This window comes from Iodobacter fluviatilis (assembly GCF_004194535.1).
Taxonomy (GTDB): Bacteria; Pseudomonadota; Gammaproteobacteria; order Burkholderiales; family Chitinibacteraceae; genus Iodobacter; species Iodobacter fluviatilis_A.
In genome coordinates, this window is record NZ_CP025781.1 from 4000887 (window position 1) to 4022887 (window position 22001).

Annotated in this window: 17 protein-coding genes and 1 pseudogene; 14 read left to right on the forward strand and 4 right to left on the reverse strand. The window is 48.9% G+C overall.

Going from position 1 to position 22001, the window contains the following annotated elements; all coding sequences use genetic code 11:
• Positions 1 to 25 precede the first annotated feature (25 nt).
• Positions 26 to 1282 carry an MFS transporter gene (locus C1H71_RS17805; protein WP_130107759.1) on the reverse strand — a complete coding sequence of 419 codons (1257 nt, stop codon included), beginning with the start codon at positions 1280 to 1282 and terminating at the stop codon, positions 26 to 28.
• Between the two features lie 1002 nt (positions 1283 to 2284).
• On the opposite strand from C1H71_RS17805, the gene C1H71_RS20805 reads away from it, so the two are divergent.
• Positions 2285 to 2434, forward strand: coding sequence for a hypothetical protein (locus tag C1H71_RS20805; protein WP_188053395.1), 150 nt, complete (start codon positions 2285 to 2287; stop codon positions 2432 to 2434).
• A 523-nt stretch (positions 2435 to 2957) separates the two neighbouring features.
• On the opposite strand, the gene guaB is transcribed toward C1H71_RS20805, so the two are convergent.
• Positions 2958 to 4427, reverse strand: a complete 1470-nt coding sequence (gene guaB / locus C1H71_RS17810; RefSeq protein WP_130107760.1) for an IMP dehydrogenase — start codon at positions 4425 to 4427, stop codon at positions 2958 to 2960.
• Between the two features lie 269 nt (positions 4428 to 4696).
• Here guaB and C1H71_RS17815 point away from each other — a divergent pair.
• The 5 genes and pseudogenes from C1H71_RS17815 to C1H71_RS17840 all read left to right on the forward strand — a co-directional run bounded on the left by C1H71_RS17815 (position 4697) and on the right by C1H71_RS17840 (position 10180).
• Positions 4697 to 5892: pseudogene (locus tag C1H71_RS17815) on the forward strand (patatin-like phospholipase family protein).
• Positions 5893 to 6049: 157 nt separating this feature from the next.
• Positions 6050 to 6541 carry a disulfide bond formation protein B gene (locus tag C1H71_RS17820; protein ID WP_130107761.1) on the forward strand — a complete coding sequence of 164 codons (492 nt, stop codon included), beginning with the start codon at positions 6050 to 6052 and terminating at the stop codon, positions 6539 to 6541.
• Complete coding sequence (locus C1H71_RS17825) at positions 6538 to 7473, forward strand: LysR substrate-binding domain-containing protein (protein ID WP_130107762.1); 936 nt, start codon at positions 6538 to 6540, stop codon at positions 7471 to 7473. Before C1H71_RS17820 ends, C1H71_RS17825 begins: the two co-directional genes overlap by 4 nt.
• 495 nt (positions 7474 to 7968) lie before the next feature.
• Positions 7969 to 9120, forward strand: a complete 1152-nt coding sequence (locus tag C1H71_RS17830; protein ID WP_130107763.1) for an FAD-dependent oxidoreductase — start codon at positions 7969 to 7971, stop codon at positions 9118 to 9120.
• Between the two features lie 301 nt (positions 9121 to 9421).
• The gene (locus tag C1H71_RS17840) at positions 9422 to 10180 is read left to right on the forward strand and encodes an SDR family NAD(P)-dependent oxidoreductase (protein ID WP_130107764.1); all 759 of its coding nucleotides are present in this window, start codon (positions 9422 to 9424) and stop codon (positions 10178 to 10180) included.
• A gap of 57 nt (positions 10181 to 10237) precedes the next feature.
• Here the strand turns inward: C1H71_RS17840 and tdh are convergent, their stop codons facing one another.
• Positions 10238 to 11263 (reverse strand): L-threonine 3-dehydrogenase, encoded by a 1026-nt coding sequence (gene tdh, locus C1H71_RS17845; RefSeq protein ID WP_130107765.1) that lies wholly within the window; start codon positions 11261 to 11263, stop codon positions 10238 to 10240.
• Between the two features lie 169 nt (positions 11264 to 11432).
• A complete protein-coding gene (locus C1H71_RS17850; protein ID WP_130107766.1) occupies positions 11433 to 12635 on the reverse strand; it encodes a glycine C-acetyltransferase in 1203 nt (400 codons plus the stop codon).
• Positions 12636 to 13069: 434 nt separating this feature from the next.
• On the opposite strand from C1H71_RS17850, the gene uvrC reads away from it, so the two are divergent.
• The 8 genes from uvrC to rpsA all read left to right on the forward strand — a co-directional run bounded on the left by uvrC (position 13070) and on the right by rpsA (position 21993).
• The gene (gene uvrC, locus C1H71_RS17855) at positions 13070 to 14917 is read left to right on the forward strand and encodes an excinuclease ABC subunit UvrC (protein ID WP_130107767.1); all 1848 of its coding nucleotides are present in this window, start codon (positions 13070 to 13072) and stop codon (positions 14915 to 14917) included.
• 236 nt (positions 14918 to 15153) lie between these two features.
• The gene (pgsA, locus tag C1H71_RS17860) at positions 15154 to 15723 is read left to right on the forward strand and encodes a CDP-diacylglycerol--glycerol-3-phosphate 3-phosphatidyltransferase (protein WP_130107768.1); all 570 of its coding nucleotides are present in this window, start codon (positions 15154 to 15156) and stop codon (positions 15721 to 15723) included.
• Between the two features lie 116 nt (positions 15724 to 15839).
• Positions 15840 to 16841 carry a 3-deoxy-7-phosphoheptulonate synthase gene (locus tag C1H71_RS17865; RefSeq protein ID WP_130107769.1) on the forward strand — a complete coding sequence of 334 codons (1002 nt, stop codon included), beginning with the start codon at positions 15840 to 15842 and terminating at the stop codon, positions 16839 to 16841.
• 9 nt (positions 16842 to 16850) lie between these two features.
• Positions 16851 to 17498, forward strand: a complete 648-nt coding sequence (locus tag C1H71_RS17870) for an META and DUF4377 domain-containing protein (protein ID WP_130107770.1) — start codon at positions 16851 to 16853, stop codon at positions 17496 to 17498.
• Positions 17498 to 18367, forward strand: coding sequence for a prephenate dehydrogenase (locus C1H71_RS17875; protein ID WP_130107771.1), 870 nt, complete (start codon positions 17498 to 17500; stop codon positions 18365 to 18367). The genes C1H71_RS17870 and C1H71_RS17875 overlap by 1 nt, the downstream gene beginning before the upstream one ends.
• An 8-nt stretch (positions 18368 to 18375) precedes the next feature.
• Positions 18376 to 19362, forward strand: coding sequence for an aldo/keto reductase (locus C1H71_RS17880; RefSeq protein ID WP_130107772.1), 987 nt, complete (start codon positions 18376 to 18378; stop codon positions 19360 to 19362).
• A 41-nt stretch (positions 19363 to 19403) separates the two neighbouring features.
• On the forward strand, positions 19404 to 20063 hold the full coding sequence (gene cmk, locus C1H71_RS17885) for a (d)CMP kinase (protein ID WP_130107773.1): 660 nt from the start codon (positions 19404 to 19406) through the stop codon (positions 20061 to 20063).
• Positions 20064 to 20316: 253 nt separating this feature from the next.
• Positions 20317 to 21993, forward strand: coding sequence for a 30S ribosomal protein S1 (gene rpsA / locus C1H71_RS17890; RefSeq protein ID WP_130108283.1), 1677 nt, complete (start codon positions 20317 to 20319; stop codon positions 21991 to 21993).
• Positions 21994 to 22001: the final 8 nt, after the last annotated feature.

Consider the following 22001-nt stretch of genomic DNA (forward strand, 5'->3'; position numbering starts at 1 on the left):
AGAAGCGGAGGGAAAGTCGTGAAAATTAAACTGTAACGGCGGCAGTCATGGGGGGCCTCTTAAGCAAGCACCACAGTGGCCAGAGCGCCAAACCTGCACCAATACTGGCCGCAATGGCAAAAGCAGTAAGGCTGGTGCCCGCTCCCAGTACGGCAAGCGCCGAACTACCTAGGCCGATAGTGGCGACAGAAATCATCCCCAACATGGCGGCAACAGTGCCTTTGCCGCTCTCGCTGGCAAACAAGGTTTGCCGATAAAGCGTGGCGTTGCAAATGCCCATGCCAAAGGCGTAGATTGTTAAACCCAGCACCAACGCTGATAAGTGCTCGGTGACCAAGGTGGTGGCCAGCATGAAGAGCAAGCCCCCAAAAATAGGCCACAGTGATAAGCGAATGAGTGCATCAAGTTCAAAGCGGGCAACGAGATAATTCAACGCCAGATTGCCAGCAATCAAGCCACCAAAAATGGGCAATTGCCACAGGCCGTAGGCAATCGAACTCAGTCCCAGATTATTCATCAGTAGCAAAGGGGCAAGGCCGATCCAGCCAATCAATGGGATGCTGATTAGTCCTAGTGCAAAGCTGCCTTGCATAAAACGAGCATTGCCCAGTAGTTCACGGTAACTGGCCAAAATGCTGGCCAGGTTAAGCGGTGCTGGCTCAAGCCGACTGCCATCTTTACGCGTAACGCCTATCGTTTCAGGCATAAAAAACCACAGCCCGATCAAGACCAAGATGCCACATAGCCCCACGCCAAAAAACAGCGTACGCCACGAGAAAACTTCTAGCAGCATACTGCCCAGTAATGGACCCAATAATGGCGACAGCAAGGCAATATTGGCTAGTAGCGCCATAAGGCGAACCGCATCGGTTTCCTGAAAGGACTCTTGCAATGCGGGGTAGCTCACTACCACCACAAAGCCCAGCGCAATGCCCTGAATAAAACGCAATACATTAAATATATAGATGCCGCCCACCAAGGGCGTGATTAAGCACGCCACGGCAAACAGGATTGCGCCAATCAACAGCAATGGGCGACGGCCAAAACGATCCGATAAGGGGCCGATAAGCCATTGGAATGCCACACCGCCCAATAAATAGGCGTTTAGCGCGATGGGTACATGGCTAACGGGCGCATTGAGATCTGCAACCACATACAACATGGCGGGCATCACAATATCGCTGCCAACATAGGTAAGCAGTTCAAAGGTGGCGAGGAGTAAACAAAAAAACAGCGCCTGACGGGGGGAGATCGGTAGTAGCGAGCGGGTAAAAGAAGACATCGTGCCAACAATTTAGTTAAGTCAATCTGTGCGTTTAATCGGTAGACTTTCGTGCAAAGAAAGCCCATAAAGAGAGAGCGTAAACAATAAAGAAACTGCAAATAGACAAATTTGCTTAAGCACTTTTTAATGGCTTAGGGCCAGCTAAACCTTGAAAAAATGGCAAAAAACAAGCCTAAATTATTTTGATGATTGCTGGCCGGGCGAATGGGCACTTAGCTCTCTGATGAAATAGGCATGATCAAAGTTGCCGGAGCCTTTGATCGCCTTTTTACTTTTTAGCAATACCCATGAATTGTGTGTTGGGGAGTTGGAAATGGTGCCTTGTATGGTTGTGTATTAGGTTGCAAACCTAGGGTCTGTTGACGTTTCATTCACGGCTGCGTTTGGCCCAGTTTTGGGGCTGAACAAGGAGAAAATTGCGACATGGCACGAGTACCATGAGCGATTTTTAACGCCGTGCAGCCCCAAAAATGGGCCAAACCCGAAGGGCTGAGCCGGAAAATGGCCATTCACTGCGTTATGCTCCTCGACAATAACCAGTTATTGTCTTCGTCACATGCCTTGTGCCTAGCCGTTTTCCGGCTCAGCGCAATGGTGAATGAAACGTCAACAGACCCTAGGTCAGTTCGTTATTCACTCTATTTGAAGCGAGCAGGTTTTTCTTGAGTTATTTACCGATAAAAGAAGCCATGCTTTTTCACTATTTCGATTGAAGTATGTCATATTCTTACTATTAATTACAATTGTATTGCATATTAAATAAATTAAAATAGGTAAATATTTACTCATTTCTGACTATTTTTAACAGATTTAAGTAGTGTGATAGTTTCCATGTGCAGCATTTTGTGCTGCAAAAAAAATAATAGTTTAAATTTTAAATGATTGATTTGTTAGGTAAATAGGTGATTTTATTTGGGTGATTTTTTTTAGAACATGACAAAGCATAATTAGTGCCAAGGGCTTGATGAAGCATAAAGCTGAGGGGGTAAGTGGCGGTTGATGAGTTTTCTTGCTGCAGGTGTCAACCAGCTGCTGGCGCTCATATTCTCCTTGATAAAAGCCAATAAAGAACATCAACTAGGCTTGAATGCGGATGTTGCTGATCGTAATTCTCTCAATAATGGCTGTTTTGCATTTCTAGTTAAGTGAGCTTAGTCGTGTCGTGTGTTGGCATTAAGCTTGGTGACTTAACAGAAACCTACGCCGGCCAATCGCTAGGAGCTTGTCGGACTTAGGCGGTCGAAGCGAAAAATCACCTAGCAGCCTGTCGGACTTAAGCGATCGTAGCGAGGGAAGGACCGGCTTGAGACAGATTTCGCGGGTTTTTGAGGCGAATAGCTGGCTATTCAACGAGAAAATGCGTGAAATATGGCCAAATACGGCTTTTCCGTAGTAGATCAGTCTTAAGTCCGACAGGCTGCTAGAATTGTTTTAAAAAGCGGGGGTAACAAGGGCAGAGCAGAGATGATATGTTTAAATTATCTGCCATATATGGCGTGCTAAGTCGCTGATTTATATTGGCGGTGATGAGCTGCTTTTTTAATGATAAATGTATCTTAATTGGCTGATTTTAATGAAGGAAATTGCAATTTCCGTTGCCTTCTATATCTGGAAAGCGTAAAAAAACCGGATACCCTATGGGGTGATCCGGTTTTTGATTAAGCGTTAATGCTTAGTCGGTATGGTAGTTCGGTGCTTCTTTGGTGATTTGCACATCATGCACATGTGATTCACGAATACCGGCTGCGGTGATTTGCACAAATTCGGCTTTTTCGTGGATTTCTGTGATGTTTTTGCAGCCCAAGTAACCCATAGAAGAGCGCAAGCCACCCATCAATTGATGGATGATGGCGGTAATTGGGCCTTTGTAAGCAACGCGGCCTTCAATGCCTTCTGGAACCAGCTTGTCGGCGTTGTTGACATTGTCTTGGAAGTAGCGGTCGGACGAGCCATTGCTGCCGGCCATTGCACCCAATGAGCCCATGCCACGGTAGCTCTTGTAAGTACGGCCCTGATACAGCTCTACTTCACCCGGTGCTTCGTCTGTACCGCCAAATAAACCGCCCAACATCACCGAGCTTGCGCCCGCTGCGATGGCTTTAGAGATATCGCCAGAGTAGCGAATACCACCATCAGCAATCAAAGGAATGCCTGTGCCAGCCAATGCTTCAGCCACATTGGCCACCGCAGTAATTTGCGGAACGCCTACGCCTGCCACAATACGTGTGGTGCAGATCGAGCCTGGGCCTATCCCCACTTTAACCGCATCGGCACCTGCTTCAGCCAAAGCTAAAGCCGCTGCAGCGGTGGCGATGTTGCCGCCAATCACTTGGATGTGAGGGAAGTTTTGCTTAACCCAGCGCACGCGATCAATCACACCTTGGCTATGGCCGTGGGCAGTATCCACCACGATGACATCTACACCGGCCTCGGAAAGCAGCTTTACGCGCTCTTCGGTGCCAGCGCCTACGCCAACTGCTGCGCCGCAACGTAAACGACCTTGATCGTCTTTGGCTGCGAAGGGGTGTTCAGAAGTCTTGATCAAATCTTTAACGGTGATCAAGCCTTTTAGTTTGAAGTTTTCGTCGATCACCAACACGCGCTCTAGGCGGTGTTCGTGCATCAGCACGCGGGCGGTTTCAATTGAATCGCCTTCGTTTACCGTAATCAAACGCTCTTTGGGGGTCATGATGCTGCTGACTGCCACGTCAAGACGTGTTTCAAAACGTAAATCGCGATTGGTGACAATACCGACTAATTGGCCGGATTTATCAATAACAGGCAAGCCGGATATTTTGTGCTGACGGGTGAGCTCATGAACGTCACGAACAAGCATCTCTGGGGATACGGTAATCGGATCCTTAACAATGCCTGATTCATAGCGTTTTACTTTGGATACTTCTTTCGCTTGCATCACTGGGGTCATATTCTTATGAATAATCCCCATGCCGCCTTCTTGGGCGATTGCAATGGCAAGGCGAGCCTCAGTCACTGTATCCATCGCTGCAGAAGCCAGCGGTAGATTCAGGCGAATATTACGGGTGAATTGTGTCGATAAATCGACATCACGCGGGAGGATGTTTGAATGGGCCGGGACGAGAAGTACATCGTCAAAGGTGAGGGCCTTCTGAATCACGCGCATGGTGCAGAATCCTTAGTCGCCAAAACGGCATTGTACCGAAAACCACGTAAGAAGACTAATTGCTATTTCGTGTTTTCTTAATAATTTGTAGTTTTGTTAATACTGGGTGCTTGGCTGTGTGCGTGACGTACTGGTGTTTTTGTTGAATAAGTGGGGCTATTCGGTATCGGTACTTGCGGTAAGGATGGCTTCGATCTAGCGTAAGAGTGTGCCCATGGTTTTTTATGTTTCGGAGCCTAAGAAAGATTGATTTGATCAAGAGGCCGCTTATGTCGAGCAAGAGGGTTCAGGCGCACCGTGCAAATACTGCCTTGATTTTATCTGGGGGCGGGGCAAGGGCCGCCTATCAAGTTGGCGTGTTATTGGCAATTGCAAAATTACTGCCTAAGGGAGCCGCCAATCCTTTTCCTATTATCTGTGGTACCTCGGCAGGGGGATTAATGCGGTGGCTGTAGCTGCGGGGGCGATGAATTTTCGCCGCTCTGTTTTTGAATTGGCGAGGCTTTGGCAGGGACTAAGTCCAGAGCTTATTTACCATTGCTCTGTATGGCATTTATTAAGTACGGCGGTGCATTGGTTGTTTTCGCTCTTGATTGGGGGCATGGGGAAGCACAATCCACGCGCCTTTCTTAATAATGCACCGCTGCGTGATTTATTGATTGATCGCGTAGATTTTTCAGGGATTCAAAACGCGATTGATGTGGGGGCGCTTAGGGCATTGTCAATATCGGCATCGGGCTATACATCGGGGCAGTCGGTATCGTTTTTTCAAGGCGCGGCCGATTTGGATGTTTGGCGGCGCGCTTCTAGGGTAGGGGTAAAGGCGAGTATTAGCGTGGATCATTTAATGGCCTCGGCGGCGATTCCTTTATTGTTTCCTGCGGTACGTTTACATCGTGAATATTTTGGTGATGGTTCGGTGCGGCAAATTGCGCCGATTAGCCCCGCGATCCATCTTGGCGCGGAGCGAATTTTGGTCATTGGCGTGGCCCCGCCCCTGACTGATCCTGCTGCGCGAGAAAAGCACACGCGCTATCCAACTTTGGCCCAAGTGATGGGTCATTTAATGAATAGTATTTTTTTGGATGGCTTAGATACAGATCTAGAAAGGGTCAATAGAATCAATCGCACACTTGCGGCGGTGCCTGCAGAAGTGATTCGCACGCTGCCGCTGGGGCTGCGGCCAATACAGGTGCTGACTATTTCACCTTCGCAGCCATTAGAGCGGCTGGCAGTGGCGTTTAAGTTGGAGTTTCCCATTGGGATGCGTTTCCTATTGGGGGGTATGGGGGCGTTTCGCCATCAGGGCTCAGTGATCGCCAGTTATTTGCTATTTTGTAGCGGTTATTCTCGCAAATTAATTGAGCTGGGCTATCGCGATGCGATGGATAAGGAGCAAGAGTTACGCGCTTTTTTGTCTGAAAATCAAGAAAACGTCAGCGAGCCCGATACCTGCGTGAAATAAGCCTAAATCGCTTGTCGTGAGGTTGGGGAGCGGTAGTTTGTAATATTCACGTATGACGCTTTGTTAACAAAGCTTATTCCGTACTTACATAAGTGCCCACTTGGTCGAGTTGGCTGATAGAATAGTCTGTATCTATTGACTGGCCGTTGGAGTGCGTATGTTGCGTTGGCGTTTGGGGTATTTAGCCCTGTCTTTATTTTGCGCAGGCACCATTGCTTTTGCGCTGTACCTAGAAAAAACCCAATTTTTGAGCCCATGCCCGCTATGTATTTTTCAGCGGGTGGCTTTTATCTCCTTTGGCTTGCTGTCTTTTTGCGCTGCCGCAATCCCAATGCCACGAATGAGCCGTTTTTGGCCTATTGTGTTGACTATCGTTGGGCTGGCAGGCGCGGGTGTGGCAGCAAGGCATGTCGCAATTCAGTATTTTATTGATCCAAGCAAATTGCCTTCTTGTGGGCCAGGGCTCAATTATTTAATGGAAACACAACCATGGTTACAGGTATTTAAAGGCGTGCTAACAGGACATGGAGAATGTGGCGTGATTGATTGGAGTCTCTTTGGTTTATCGCTACCGGTGATTGCGCTTATAGGTTTTAGTGGCTTGATCGCAGCAACTTGGGCTATCCGTGGCTGGCAGGCCAAGGCATGACGCTGACCGAGTTACGCTATATTGTTGCCGTGGCTAGAGAGCGCCATTTTGGCCGAGCCGCGGCCAGCTGCTTTGTTTCGCAGCCCACTTTATCTGTGGCGGTAAAAAAGCTGGAAGAAGAGCTGGGAGTGGCGCTATTTGAGCGCTCGGCCAGCGATGTCAGCTTAACGCCCATTGGTGGGCGTTTGGTCGAGCAGGCGCAGCGGGTGTTAGAAGAAGTGCAGCTGATTAAGCAGCTGGCTGAACAGGGCAAAGACCCGCTGGCGGGCCCTTTGCGCCTTGGTATTATCTACACTATTAGCCCTTATTTATTGCCGCATTTAATTCCGCAGCTACGCATTGCCGCGCCGCAAATGCAAATTTTGCTGGAAGAAAATTACACCGCCCGCTTGGTTGAAATGCTCAAGCAGGGTGAGATTGATGTGGCGATTGTGGCTGAGCCTTTTTTTGAAGCGGGCCTTGCTACCCAAGCTGTTTATGACGAGCCTTTTGTGGTGGCAACCCCTAAGGGCCATCCTTGGGAGAAAGAGACAGAGATCGACTCATCTATTTTGGCGGATGAAAATGTCTTGCTGCTTTCTTCTGGTAATTGCTTTAGGGATCATGTCTTACAAGCCTGCCCAGATCTGAATCGTGAAAGCCTACCCGTGGGTAGTTTGCAGCGCACCTTACAAGGCAGCTCGCTCACCACGATTCGGCATATGGTGGCTGGTGGTATTGGGGTAACGGTTCTTCCGGCTTCATCGGTGAGTACTGCAGATGATACTTTGCTGACGATTCGTCCTTTTAAAGAGCCCATCCCAAGCCGCAGGGTGATTTTGGCGTGGCGACGTAATTTTCCGCGTGCCGCAGCAGTAGAAGCGGTGAGGCAAGCTGTGCTCAATACTTGCTTACCATCCGTAAGTATTTTGCATAATGAGCCTATCCATTAAGTTTTGTAGTTTGGTGTCGAGCAAAGCCAAGTATTTTGTCCAAATGCAGTGCTGGATTTTGCTTGCTAGCAAGCTAGGTTTAGTTGGCATACAGGTTGGGCTGTTTAAATTGGGGTATTTGCTAGGGTCTGTTGACGTTTCATTCGCCATTGCGCTGAGCCGGAAAACGGCCAGGCACAAGGCATGTGACGAAGGCAATAACGGGTTATTGTCGAGGAGCATAACGCAGTGAATGGCCGTTTTCCGACTCAGCCCTTCGGGTTTAGCCCATTTTTGGGGCGGAACGAAAGTTAAAAATCGCTCATGGTACTCGTACCATGTCGCAATTTTCTCCTTGTTCAGCCTCAAAACTGGGCCAAACGCAGCCGTGAATGAAACGTCAACAGACCCTAGGCTTTGGAATAGAGCGATGAATTTTATAGTTGATATTGTTTTTTAATCATGCTGAGCAACTGATTTACCCTTGATCTATTGACGCATATCACAGGAAGCACAATGAGCACTCCTATTATAATTATTGGTTCGGGTTTAGCGGCCTATAATTTAGCGCGTGAATTTCGTAAATTAGATCAAATCACGCCTTTAACCATTATTGCAGAAGATGCTGCTGATTTTTATTCTAAGCCGATGCTGTCTAATGCTTTAGCGGGCAATAAAACCGCTGATTCTCTAGTTTTGAAATCTGCTAGTAAAATGGCCGAAGAACTCAGCGCTGCCATTTTGCCTTTTACAGAGGTGGTGGGGATTGATGCGGTTAATCAGCAGGTTTTGCTGATTGATGGCCAAGCCTTGGTGTATCAAGATTTAGTTTTAGCTTTAGGTGCAGATCCTATTTGCCTGCCTTTGGGCGGTAATGCGGGGGATGATGTTGTTTCTGTTAATAATATTCAAGATTACGCCGAATTTGCCGCTAAGCTGCCTGGCTTAACAACGGTAGGTATTCTGGGGGCGGGTTTAATTGGCTGCGAATTTGCCAATGATTTATTAGCCCTTGGCATTAAACCGATTGTACTAGAACCAGCGGCTTGGCCTTTGTCACGTTTATTGCCAGAAGCGGCAGGGCGTTATTTGGCGGCGCAATTAACCGCCGCAGGGGTGGAGTTTCATTTTGGCCTTGCAGCGCAAAATTATGATCATATGGAAGGGCGTTATTTAGTCGGATTAAATGATGGCTCGATTATTGAAGTGGGCATGTTGCTCTCTGCTGTGGGTTTGCGCCCGCGCACCCACCTTGCAAGTAGCGCAGAGCTCACGGTAAATCGCGGCATCGTGGTTGATCAAACACTGCAAACCTCGCAGCCGCATATCTACGCACTAGGCGATTGTGCCGAAGTGATGGGCCTGAATCTACCTTTCGTGATGCCCATCATGCACTGCGCCCGCGCGCTGGCCGCCACTTTGGCGGGAATGCCCACCCCAGTTAAATACCCCGCCATGCCTGTTTTAGTTAAAACACCAGCCTGCCCAACCGTCGTAGCCCCGCCTGCCATTGGCGCGCAAGGGCAATGGCAGGTATCGACCATTGAAGGCGGGATCGACGCCCGCTTTGTCGATGCGCAGGGTCAGTTGTTGGGCTTTGCATTATTGGGTGCGGCAACAAAAGAGAAGCAAGCACTGACGGCGCAATTACCGGCTGTTTTGGTTTAAATTGCCGTTCAATTTGTAGCAAAGAAATCGTTCTGAAACAGCCACCGCGCAGCACCCGAACATGATGCGATGCGGTGGATTTCGCCATGTCTTGGCACAAAGCACCACAGGCCTGCCAACCCCTGTTGGCAAGATTGTGCACAATGGCAAGGCGTGATGGATCGCTGAGCGCATACAGCGCTCTGGTCAGGGTGAGGTCTTCTTTTGAAGGGTGGATGGGTGTTCTCATGCTTTACAGCAAGCAACTTGCCATTCAGGCGCGTTGCACCCTTTTACAATTAAGTAAAAATAGGAATACATCATGTCAGCTAAGTTTGAAAATCAGGTGGCCGTTGTGACCGGTGGCTCAACCGGTATTGGTTTTGCAATTGCTAAGGCTTTACTTGATGAGGGTGCACGGCGAGTTTATGTGACTGGCAGGTCGGCTAAAACATTGGATGTCGCCGTCACGGCGCTGGGAGAGAGAGCGCTTGCTGTGGTGTCAGATGTGGCAGAACTAAGTGATTTACAAAAGCTGAAAAGCACGATTGAGCAACAGGGTGATCAGCTGGATGTCGTGTTTGCCAATGCCGGTATCGCAGAATACAACCGCTTTGGTGAGACGGTTGAGACTGAATTCGCAAAGACATTTGATATCAATGTAAAGGGCGTATTCTTTACTGTGCAAACCTTGTTGCCGCTGCTAAAAGATGGCGGTGCGGTGGTGCTAACTGCCTCTATTGTCGCCAATAAAGGTATGGAAAACCTGAGTCTTTATAACGCGTCTAAGGCCGCCGTCCGCTCGTTTGCGCGCTCTTGGGCTAATGATTTGAAAGGGCGCAAAATTCGGGTGAATGCACTTAGTCCAGGTCTCACACGTACACCGATTATGGAAAATGGTTTGAAGTGGAATGCAGAACAGCTTGCTGGGCTAGATAGCTACGCAGCAGAGGTAGTGCCGTTGGGTTATGTGGCGGTGCCTGCAGATATTGCCGCTGCAGCATTGTTTTTAGCATCAGATGATGCGCGCTATGTAAATGGGGTAGAGTTGACCGTAGATGGTGGCTTTGCTCAGATTTAGTTAAATAGCGTAATAGTCATAAGGGCAGAGCGCCCTTATGATGTCGTTTAAACGGCTTTATTCCCAGCTTAAGATAACCTTACCACTTTGCCCCGACAACATGGCTTCAAAGCCCTGCTCAAACTCATCCACATGGAAGTGGTGGGTGATAATTGGGGTGATGTCTAGGCCGGATTGGATGAGGGCGACCATTTTGTACCAGGTCTCGAACATTTCGCGGCCGTAAATACCTTTGATTTCCAGCCCTTTAAAAATCACCTGATTCCAGTCGATGGCGGTGTCTGCGGGTGGAATACCCAGTAGCGCAACTTTACCGCCGTGCTGCATGGTTTCTAGCATGGTGCGAAATGCCTGCGGGTTGCCAGACATTTCCAAACCCACGTCAAAGCCTTCGGTCATTTTTAAATCCGCCATCACGTCTTTTAAATCTTCTTTTAAGACGTTGACTGCGCGGGTTGCGCCCATCTTGCGGGCCAGATCGAGGCGGTAGTCGTTGACGTCGGTAATCACCACATGGCGTGCGCCTACGTGTTTGGCAATCGCCACCGCCATAATGCCGATCGGGCCTGCGCCGGTAATTAATACATCTTCGCCGACCATATTGAACGACAGCGCGGTATGCACGGCATTACCAAACGGATCGAAAATCGCGGCTAAATCGTCAGAAATATCGTCAGGAATAGGGAAGGCGTTAAAGGCAGGCAGCAGCAGGTATTCAGCAAAAGCGCCGGGGCGATTCACGCCCACGCCAACAGTATTGCGGCAAAGATGGCGGCGGCCTGCGCGGCAATTACGGCAATGGCCGCAGGTGATATGGCCTTCGCCGGATACGCGATCGCCAATCTTAAAGCCTTGTACTTCAGAGCCAATTTCAACCACGGTGCCTACATATTCATGGCCAACGTGCATGGGCACGGGGATGGTTTTTTGCGCCCAGTCATCCCATTTCCAGATATGAATATCTGTGCCACAGATGGCGGTTTTTTTAATTTTAATCAGTAGGTCGTTATGGCCAATAGCTGGCTTTTCGACTTGATTCATCGTCAGGCCGGGTGCTGCGGTCAATTTTGATAAGGCTTTCATCTGGTATTTCCATTATTTTAATATTTAACGCGTAAACCCTAAGGTCTGTAGATACAGAGCACACAGAGATTAAAGGTAGAACACGGAGGAAAGACTTTTGGGGTAAAACTTGATTTTTCTCTGTGTTCTCATTGAGCTCTGTGTCTACAGAACTTTTAGTCCTTATGATTTAAGCAATCACTTTCAGTTGACGGCCTACTTTGATAAACGCATCCACTGTTTTTTGGATTTGCTCTAAGTTGTGACCGGCCGACATTTGGGTGCGGATGCGGGCTTTGCCTTTGGGTACGACGGGGAAGGAAAATCCAACCACGTACACGCCTTCTTTAAGGAGCGCTGCGGATACTTCACCAGCAAGGCGTGCATCGCCCAGCATCACAGGAACAATCGGGTGCTCGCCAGGCACTAGCGTAAAGCCAGCCTCAGACATAGCACTACGGAAGTATTCGGCGTTGCGTTTTAACAGACTGCGCAGTGCTTTGCCCTCAGTGCTGGCTAAGATATCTAATACTTTTAAGCTGGCAGCGGCAATGGCGGGGGCGAGGGTGTTAGAGAATAAATAAGGGCGTGAGCGTTGGCGTAGTAAATCAATCATCGGCTTGCGGCCAGAAACATAGCCGCCTGAAGCGCCGCCCAAGGCTTTACCTAAGGTGCCGGTGTAAAGGTCGATACGGTCTTGCACGCCGCATAATTCGGGCGTGCCCGCGCCGTTTTCGCCAATAAAGCCGACGGCGTGCGAATCATCCACCATTACAATCGCGTTATAGCGCTCGGCCACATCGCAGAGGTCTTTTAGGTTGGCGATAATGCCATCCATTGAGAACACGCCATCGGTGACGACTAACTTAAAGCGCGCGCCTGCTGCATCGGCGGCAATGAGTTGCGCTTCAAGGTCTTGCATATCGTTGTTTTTATAGCGAAAGCGCTTGGCTTTACACAGACGCACACCGTCGATTATCGAAGCATGGTTGAGCTCGTCTGAGATGACGGCATCTTCTTCGCCAAGCAGCGTTTCAAATACACCGCCATTGGCGTCAAAGCAGCTGGAATACAAGATTGTATCGTCAGTCTTGAGAAAGCCAGAAATCGCCTGTTCTAAATCTTTATGCACCTGCTGAGTGCCGCAAATAAAGCGCACCGATGCGCAGCCATAGCCGTAATCGTCCATGCCTTGTTTGGCGGCGGCAATCAGGCGAGCGTCGTCTGCTAGGCCTAGATAGTTATTCGCGCAAAAATTTAAAACTTCCTGACCACTTTGCAGGGTAATGTCAGCGCCTTGTTTGCTGGCAATCACCCGTTCAGGCTTGGCAAAACCATCGTTCTGGATTTGCGTGAGAGTTGCGTTTAAGTGTGTGAGGTAGGCCTGATTCATAGTCATCCTGTATGCGGTTTGCGATCGATCGAATAGCCTGATTGTAGACCGATGCAGAGTTGCGGAGCAGTAGCAGTTGGGGGTGTTTTAGGGCGGGAAAGTGTTTGTTTAGGCTTGATTTGGCTAAACGGCCTCAGTACCGCTACTAAATCGCTTTGGTAATAAAATTTATCGAGGGTCTGTTAACGTTTCATTCACCATTGCGCTGAGCCGGAAAACGGCCCAGCCCCATTGCTGAGCGAGGAAAAACCCCTCGCACGCTAAGGGTTGGCTACATTTTGGGGCGGCACGGCTTCCCTTGTTCAGTCTCAAAACTGCAGCCAACGCAGCCGCGAATGAAACGTAAACAGAACCTAGGTTTCTATTGTGATGCCATTATTTTGGTTTAGCCGCGTAGAATGTCGACACCCTGACCCAGCCAAGCCTCTGATCCTATGCCCGAACAACCTTCCGCTGACGCTATTCAATCTATTAAAGACGCGCTGTTAGAACAAGTGAAAAGCCTGCCAGATTTGCCCGGCGTATATCGCTTTTTAGGGGCGGATGGTACGGTTTTGTATGTGGGGAAGGCGATTAATCTGCGTAAGCGGGTGGGGTCTTATTTCCAAAAAAATGATCACAGCCCGCGTATTCGTTTAATGCTGGCGCAGGTCATGCGTTTAGATACCACGGTGGTTCGCTCCGAAGGTGAGGCATTGGTTTTAGAAAACAACCTGATCAAGGCTTTATCTCCACGCTATAACATTTTGTTTCGTGACGATAAAAGCTACCCTTATGTTGTGATTACTGGTCATGATTCACCGCGCTTGGCCTATTACCGTGGCACTTTAGATAAACGCCATCAATACTTTGGCCCTTTTCCTAATGGCTATGTCGTTAAAGAAAGTATTCAGCTGTTACAAAAAGTTTTTAAAATCCGTACCTGCGAAGACACGGTTTTTGCCAATCGTTCACGGCCCTGTTTATTGCATCAAATCAAACGCTGCTCGGCACCCTGTGTTGATTTAATCAGCGATGATGATTACCGCGCTGACGTAAATAATGCGGTACGGTTTTTAAATGGCAAAGCCAGTGAGATATTGAGTGAATTAGAATCAAGCATGCAAATGGCATCAGAGGGCTGGCGGTTTGAAGAGGCGGCGGCCATTCGGGATCAAATTAGCGCTTTATCGCGTATCCAAGATAAGCAGTTTGTTTCCAGCAATAGCAGCGAGGTGGATGCGGATATTGTGGTGTGCGTGATTAGCCAAGGCATGATTTGCGTGAACCTAGCGATGGTGCGCGGTGGGCGGCATGTGGGGGATAAAAATTTATTTCCATCCCATGCAGATGGCTACGATGCACCTGCGGCACTTGAGGCGTTTTTGGCTCAGCATTACTTAGACCGTAAAGCGCCACCAGTGATTTACTGCCACCCCGAGCCAGAAAATGCCACGTTGTTGGCAGATTTATTAAGCCAGCAGGCCGAGCATAAGGTGGTGTTAAATAGTAATCCTAATGGGGAGCGGCGAGTCTGGCTGGATATGGCGCTTAAAAACGCCGAATTAGCCATTTTGCAAAGGAGTAGCCAAACCGCCACGCAGCATGCTCGTTTAGCCTCTTTGATTGAAGCTATGCAATGGCCTGATACCATCGCTCGTATCGAGTGTTTTGATATCTCACACACAATGGGTGAGGCAACCGTGGCCTCTTGCGTGGTGTACGACCGTATGGATATGCAGCCCAAGGAATACCGCCGCTACAATATTGAAGGCATTACGCCTGGGGATGATTACGCCGCCATGCGCCAAGCCTTAATTCGTCGTTACGGCAAAATTGCAGCAGGTGAGGGCGTCGTGCCTGATGTGGTGCTGATTGATGGCGGCAAGGGTCAGCTATCTATGGCGCTAGAGGCGATGAGCGAGGTTGGGATGCTTGAGCCTATTTTGTTAGGTGTGGCTAAAGGTGAAACGCGTAAGGCCGGTTTGGAGCAGCTTATTTTGGTGGATAGGCCAGAGTCAATCCAATTGCGACGTGACCATCCCGCTTTGCATTTAATCCAGCAAATCCGCGATGAAGCGCATCGCTTTGCCATTACCGGCCACCGTGCAAGACGCGCCAAGGCAAGGGTTACATCTAGCTTAGAGGATGTAGAGGGTATTGGCCCAAAGCGGCGGCAAAAATTACTCGCTAGCTTTGGTGGATTGCAAGGGGTAAAGGCTGCCAGTGTGGATGAATTAAAGCAGGTAGAAGGGATTAGCCAAGCCTTAGCAGAGAAAATCCATGCGGTGCTGCGTGCTTAAAATAGGGCGGGGCGTTGCTTGCTGCGCCCGCTGTAATATCGAGCGGATGCGCTTACAAGCTCGGTTGGAAAGTGCCGGTTTTGTCTATGGCTAAATGGTATTGGGTTTAGATTATTGTGCTTTGTTGCACATTTTCACGAATGCGCTGAATAAAACGAGCTTGAACCGCAATCGGGCTGTGCATACTGGTAGAATGCGATTTTCTTGCTGTATTTGCCATTGGGTTCTGTATTCGCATGCCTTTTAATTTGCCGATATTTCTGACGTGGTTGCGCGTTGCGCTGATTCCTATTTTTGTGGGTGTATATTACCTGCCGATTAGTTTTATGCCACTCATTACCCAAAATATGGTGGGAAGTGCCTTGTTTTTTCTTGCGGCTATCACCGATTGGTTTGATGGTTATTTGGCTCGTCGTTGGAATCAAACCTCAAGCTTTGGCGCATTTCTTGATCCCGTAGCCGATAAATTAATGGTCGCAGCGGCCTTGATTTTATTGGTAGAGCTGGCCCGTGCCCCAACATGGCTGGCGGTGATTATTATTGGCCGCGAGATTACTATTTCTGCACTACGCGAATGGATGGCGCAGCAAGGTAAGTCTAAAAGTACCGCTGTGGCGTATATTGGTAAATTAAAAACTGGCGCGCAAATGGTTGCAATTTTATTGTTGCTTTGGGCTGGGCCATTATGGGCAGGTATTTCTACTCAATTTATAGGTACGCTGGCGCTTTATGTTGCCGGCATATTGACAATTATTTCTATGTTTTATTATTTGCAATTAGCGGCACAGCAATTCAAAGAAGAATAAGGTATTGATCTATTTTTAGGCTAAAAAACCTGTAAGCCGCTGTGTTTGCAGGTTTTTTTAATCTTATGGTGTTGGTTTGAATCGCTTTTGAATAAATAGCTTAAAAAGGCGGGCGCATGATTATTGTGATGAAATACGGCGCAAGCGAAGCGCAAATCCAGAGCGTGGTGAATAAAATTCATCAGTCAGGCTTAAAAGAGCATCTTTCACGTGGCGCGGAGCTTACCATTATTGGGGTGATTGGGGATGAGGAGCACTTAGAGCCTTCGCGTTTTGCAATCTTGCCAGGGGTAGAGCGGGTGAATCGCGTGGCTAAGCAATATAAGATTGTTTCACGCAGCACGCATCCCAGCGGCACCATCATTAAAGTGCGCGGCGTTGAAATTGGCGGGCCGCAGATCCAAGTGATTGCAGGGTCTTATGCGGCGGAGTCGGCGCAGCAAATGGATTTAACCGCCGATGCAGTTGCGGCGGCATCTTGTCGATTGATGCGTAGTGGTTCCTTTGGTGCGCATCCCGCTGCTCAGCACCGCGAAGCTTTGGGCTTGTTAAGAAATGCGGCGGCGCGGCATCAGCTGCCTATCGTGGCGGAGCTGCCGGATGTGCGTATGCTTGATACCTTTATGGAGTTCGACGTTGAAATCATCCAGATTGGCGAGCGTAATATGCAAAATATGGATTTGCTCAGGGAAGTAGGGCGAATCAATAAGCCGATTATCCTAAAGCGTGGCGTTTCGGCAACCATTGTGGAATGGCTGATGGCCGCAGAATCAATCGCGGCAGGGGGTAATCACAATATTATTTTTTGCGAGCATGGTATCCGTACTTTTGAAACGGCTTATCGAAATGTTTTAGATGTCAGCGCGATTGCGGTGCTCAAGCAAGAAACGCATTTGCCGGTGGTGGTTGATCCTAGCGATGCAGGTGGTAAATCATGGATGGTGCCCGCTTTGGCGCAAGCGGCCATTGCGGCGGGGGCAGATGGGGTGCTGCTGGATGTGCATCCAAACCCTTCGGAGGCGCGCTACGCAGCAGATCAAGCACTCAGTCCGCAGGCTTTGCTGGATATGCTAGCGGCCTTAAAACCCTTGGCGGTGGCCTTGGGCCGATCTCTATAAAGGACAGTCATGTTAAATAAATCCCTAATGGCAACAGCGCTATTGGCAATGGCCATGAGTGCGCAAGCGCGCGCTCTTTTGGATGGCGATTATATTTTAAGCGAATGGCGGCACGCAGGCGTTACCCAGCGAGAGACCAAGAAGGCTACTTTAAGCATCATCGGTGATCGTGTAAGTGGATTCTCTGGGTGTAATCGTTACTCCGGCAGTATTAGCACTTTGCCAAAGTTAAAAGTAGGCCCGCTCGCCAGTACGCGGATGGCTTGTTTGGATGATCAGGCGGCGCAAGTAGAATCCGCAGTCTTGGCTGTGTTTGAATCGGCGCTGCGCTACCGCTTACAAAAAGGTAATCGTTTGGTGTTTTTAGCCGCTAAAGGCGAGCGACTCATTTTTGTTCGCCAGCCCGATACCATTGAGCAAGTGCTTTATATCGCACCAGAAACCAAATCATGCTCTGCAGGCGTTGCCCGAATGGATTGCCTACAGACCCGCGAATCACCAACTGCAGAATGGACACTTTTTTATAATCACATTGAAGGCTTCGATTATGTCGCTGGGAAAGGCTACAAAATCAAAGTGCGCCGTGAAAAAGTGTCTAACCCTCCTGCGGATGCCTCCGCATTTAAATATGTCTTGCTTGAAGTTTTGGGTGACTAATGCGCATTAAACGGTTGGTTTTGCTGGGTACAGGGCTGATTGGTGGCTCGTTTGCGCTGGCACTCAAGCGGGCAAAGTGCGTGGATTATGTGGTGGGGGTGGGGCGAAATCCAGCTAATCTAGCGCGTGCCCTAGAGCTAAATGTGATTGACGAAGCGAGCGATAATGCCGCAGCTGCCGTGGTGGGCGCTGATCTGGTTTTGCTGAGTACGCCCGTTGGCCAAATGGGTGCGCTATTGCAGCAAATTGCCCCTTATTTGCCGCTACATTGCGTGGTTAGCGATGCGGGCTCTACCAAGCAGGATGTCAGTGCGCTTTATCAGCAATACCTGCCGCAGCATTTAAGCCGCTGCGTGCCGGGGCATCCTATTGCGGGTTCGGAATTATCCGGCGCGGCTGCTGCGCAATATGGGCTCTATGAAGGTCGGCGCGTCGTGTTGACGCCGCTGCCTGAAAGTGCGACAGAATCGGTGGGGCTACTGCGTACTTTATGGCAGGCCTGCGGTGCTGAGGTGTTTGAAATGAGTGCACTTGAGCACGATGGCGTTTTTTCTGCGGTGAGCCATGTGCCACATTTGCTGGCATTTACTTATATGAATGCGCTGCTAGATCGCCACAATGCACCACTTTGCCTCGATTTTGCTGCGACAGGTTTCAGAGATTTTACCCGTATCGCAGCATCTCACCCTGAAATGTGGCGTGATATTACCCTTGCTAATAAAAGCGCTATTTTGCATGATCTAAAAGCCAATGCAGCCCAATTAGCGGCATTAATTGAATGTATCGAAAGCCAAAATGCTCAGGGGTTGACTGAGCAAATTGTTCGCGCCAGTACCGCGCGTAATCAATGGGGTCGTAAATCTAGGTAGAATTAATTATGAATTATTTGGCCAGTGAAACACGCTATCAGAATATGCCTTATCGCCGATTAGGGCGTAGTGGTTTAAAGTTGCCCGCGATCTCTTTGGGTTTGTGGCATAACTTCGGCGAGAACCGTGCCTATAGCACCAGCCGAGACATGGTCTTGGCGGCTTTTGATGCAGGCATCACGCATTTTGATCTCGCTAATAATTATGGTCCACCACCTGGCGCGGCTGAGTCTACTTTTGGCCGCATTCTGGCCAAAGATCTTAAGCCCTATCGTGATGAAATCATTGTATCGAGTAAGGCGGGCTGGGAAATGTGGCCGGGCCCTTATGGCGAATGGGGGAGTCGAAAGTATTTAATGGCAAGCCTAGATCAAAGTTTGCAACGTATGGGTCTAGATTATGTGGATATTTTTTATTCGCATCGGCCAGATCCTGATACCCCACTCGAAGAAACGATGTCGGCATTGGATGCGATGGTTCGTCAGGGCAAGGCGCTGTACGTGGGGATTTCATCCTATACAGCTGAGCAAACGCGTGAGGCGAGCCGTATATTAAAAGAGTTGGGGACACCTTGCTTGATTCACCAGCCATCCTACTCAATGTTTGATCGCTGGATTGAGGGTGGTTTGTGTGATGTATTGGCTGGAGAAGGAATTGGCTCAATTGCTTTTTGCCCTTTGGCGCAAGGCTTGCTAACTTCACGCTATTTAAACGGTGTCCCGCTCGATTCTCGTGCTGCCGCTGTGGATAATCCATTTTTAAGTACAGATAAAGTTGAGCAAAGAATTGCTCAGATCAATGCACTAAATAAAGTGGCCGAGGCGCGCGGGCAAACCTTGGCGCAAATGGCGATTGCTTGGGCTCTATTAAAAGTAACCTCAGTCATTATCGGCGCCAGCCAAGTTGCGCAAATTAAAGAGAACATTATCGCGGTGAAAAATTTAGAATTTAGTGCTGCTGAGCTGCAGCAGATCGAATTGATTTTAACGACGTAGCTGCGTAGTAATAAACGCGGTTTAAATAGGCAAGGAAATATATGTCGGGTATTGCTGTTTTGGCGATTGATGGGCCGTCTGCTTCGGGTAAAGGATCGGTTGCGCAGCGTGTTGCAGATGCACTGGGGTTTGCCTATCTGGATTCGGGTGCTTTGTATCGTTTGAGTGCTCTGGCGGCTAAGCAAGCAGGTGTGGTGTGGAGTGATGAGCTTGGTGTGGCCTGTATTGCGGCAGCATTGGATGTGCGTTTTGAGGTGGGTTTAACCTTGCTCAACGGGCGGGACGTAAGCGCGCAAATTCGTAGTGAAGAAATAGGTGTGGGTGCCTCACAAATTGCCGCATTTGCGGTGGTAAGGCAGGCATTGCTCGCGCGGCAGCGGGATTTTGCGCTGGCCCCCGGCTTGGTGGCGGATGGTCGTGACATGGGCTCGGTGGTGTTTCCTCAGGCAGAGTTAAAGATTTATTTAACCGCCAGTGCAAAAGTGCGTGCAGAACGGCGTTATGCGCAGTTGATTGGGCGGGGTGATGCGGCAGATCTGGCTGCTATTACACACGATTTACAGGAAAGAGACGCACGAGATGCAGCTAGGGCCGAAGCACCATTACGCCAATGGCCTGATGCTCTGCTGTTGGAAACCTCAGATTTGAGCTTAGATCAGGTGGTTGAGCAGGTCATATCTTGGTGGAAAACACGCTCTTAATAGGGATAATGTGGTTTTTCTTGTAATAAATCACACCTTTTACCCCCAAGTACTTGAACTATAACAGAGAATTCTTTAGAATCGCCCCACTAAGCCATGGCCCTAGGTCATGGCTTTTGCCCTTGTTGGGCGTTTATCGTGTTTGCAGGGCGCAAAGCCTTGCAGCATTTGTTTAACTAACTTATTTCTGGCTTTCCGCCAGAAATGCTTGGAAATTTCCATTCATATGACTACTGCTACTCTGTCCGGCTCCATGGAAAGCTTTGCCGCTCTATTCGAAGAAAGCCTAACGCGTCAGGAAATGCGCGCTGGTGAAGTGATCACTGCTGAAGTGGTTGCTATCGACCATAACTTCGTGACTGTGAACGCCGGCCTGAAGTCCGAGTCGCTCATCCCGCTCGAAGAATTCAAAAACGACAACGGTGAACTTGACGTTAAAGTTGGCGATTTCGTTCCTGTTGCAATTGATAGCCTCGAAAACGGCTACGGCGAAACTAAACTCTCCCGCGAAAAAGCTAAACGCTTGGCTGCGTGGATTGAGCTTGAAGACTGCCTCGAAAAAGCCATGGTCATGACCGGTGTTATTTCCGGTAAGGTTAAGGGTGGTCTGACTGTTATGGTTAACGGTCTACGCGCATTCTTGCCAGGTTCTTTGGTTGATATTCGTCCAGTTAAAGACACTACTCCATTCGAAGGCAAGCAAATCGAATTCAAGGTGATCAAGCTTGACCGTAAGCGTAACAACGTTGTTGTTTCGCGTCGTGCTGTGCTTGAAGAATCCTTGGGCGAAGAGCGTCAAAAACTCCTTGAAACACTCAAGGAAGGCGCAATCATCAAGGGCATTGTTAAAAACATTACAGACTACGGCGCGTTCGTTGATCTGGGTGGTATTGACGGTCTGTTGCATATCACTGACTTGGCTTGGCGTCGTGTGAAGCACCCATCCGAAGTTCTGGCTGTTGGCGATGAAGTTGAAGCTAAGGTTCTGAAGTTCGATCAAGAGAAGAACCGTGTGTCTCTGGGTCTGAAGCAATTGGGCGAAGATCCTTGGGTTGGTTTGTCACGTCGTTACCCATCGGGTACACGTATGTTCGGTAAGGTTACTAACCTTACAGACTACGGCGCATTCGTTGAAATCGAACAAGGCATCGAAGGCCTGGTTCACGTTTCAGAAATGGATTGGACCAACAAAAACGTTCATCCATCCAAGGTTGTTCAGCTTGGCGATGAAGTAGAAGTAATGATTCTGGATATCGACGAAGAAAAACGTCGTATCTCACTGGGTATGAAGCAGTGCATGGCTAATCCATGGGATGATTTCGCTGAAAACTTCAAGAAGGGTGACAAGATCAAGGGTGCTATCAAGTCTATTACTGACTTCGGTGTGTTCGTTGGTCTGGCCGGCGGTATCGACGGTCTGGTTCACTTGTCTGATCTTTCTTGGAACGTGGCTGGCGAAGAAGCTGTTCGCAATTACAAGAAAGGCGATGAAGTTGAAGCGATGGTTCTGTCTATCGACACTGAAAAAGAACGCATCAGCCTTGGCATCAAGCAAATGGAAGGTGATCCTTTCAACAACTACGTTTCTACTTTCGACAAAGGCTCCCTTGTTAAGGGTACTGTGAAATCTTTGGATGCTAAGGGCGCGATCATTGCTCTGTCTGAAGAAATCGAAGGTTACCTGCGTTCTACAGAGGTTTCACGCGATCGCGTTGAAGACATCCGTACTGTGTTGAAAGAAGGCGACGAAGTTGAAGCCATGATCATCAACGTTGATCGTAAGAACCGTTCGATCAATCTGTCGATTAAAGCGAAAGACTCTGCTGATGAAACAGAAGTAATGAGCAAGCTGTCTACAGAAAGCACTGGCACTGCGGGTACTACCAGCCTTGGCGCCTTGCTGAAAGCTAAGATGTCTGGCGCAGAGTAATATGGATC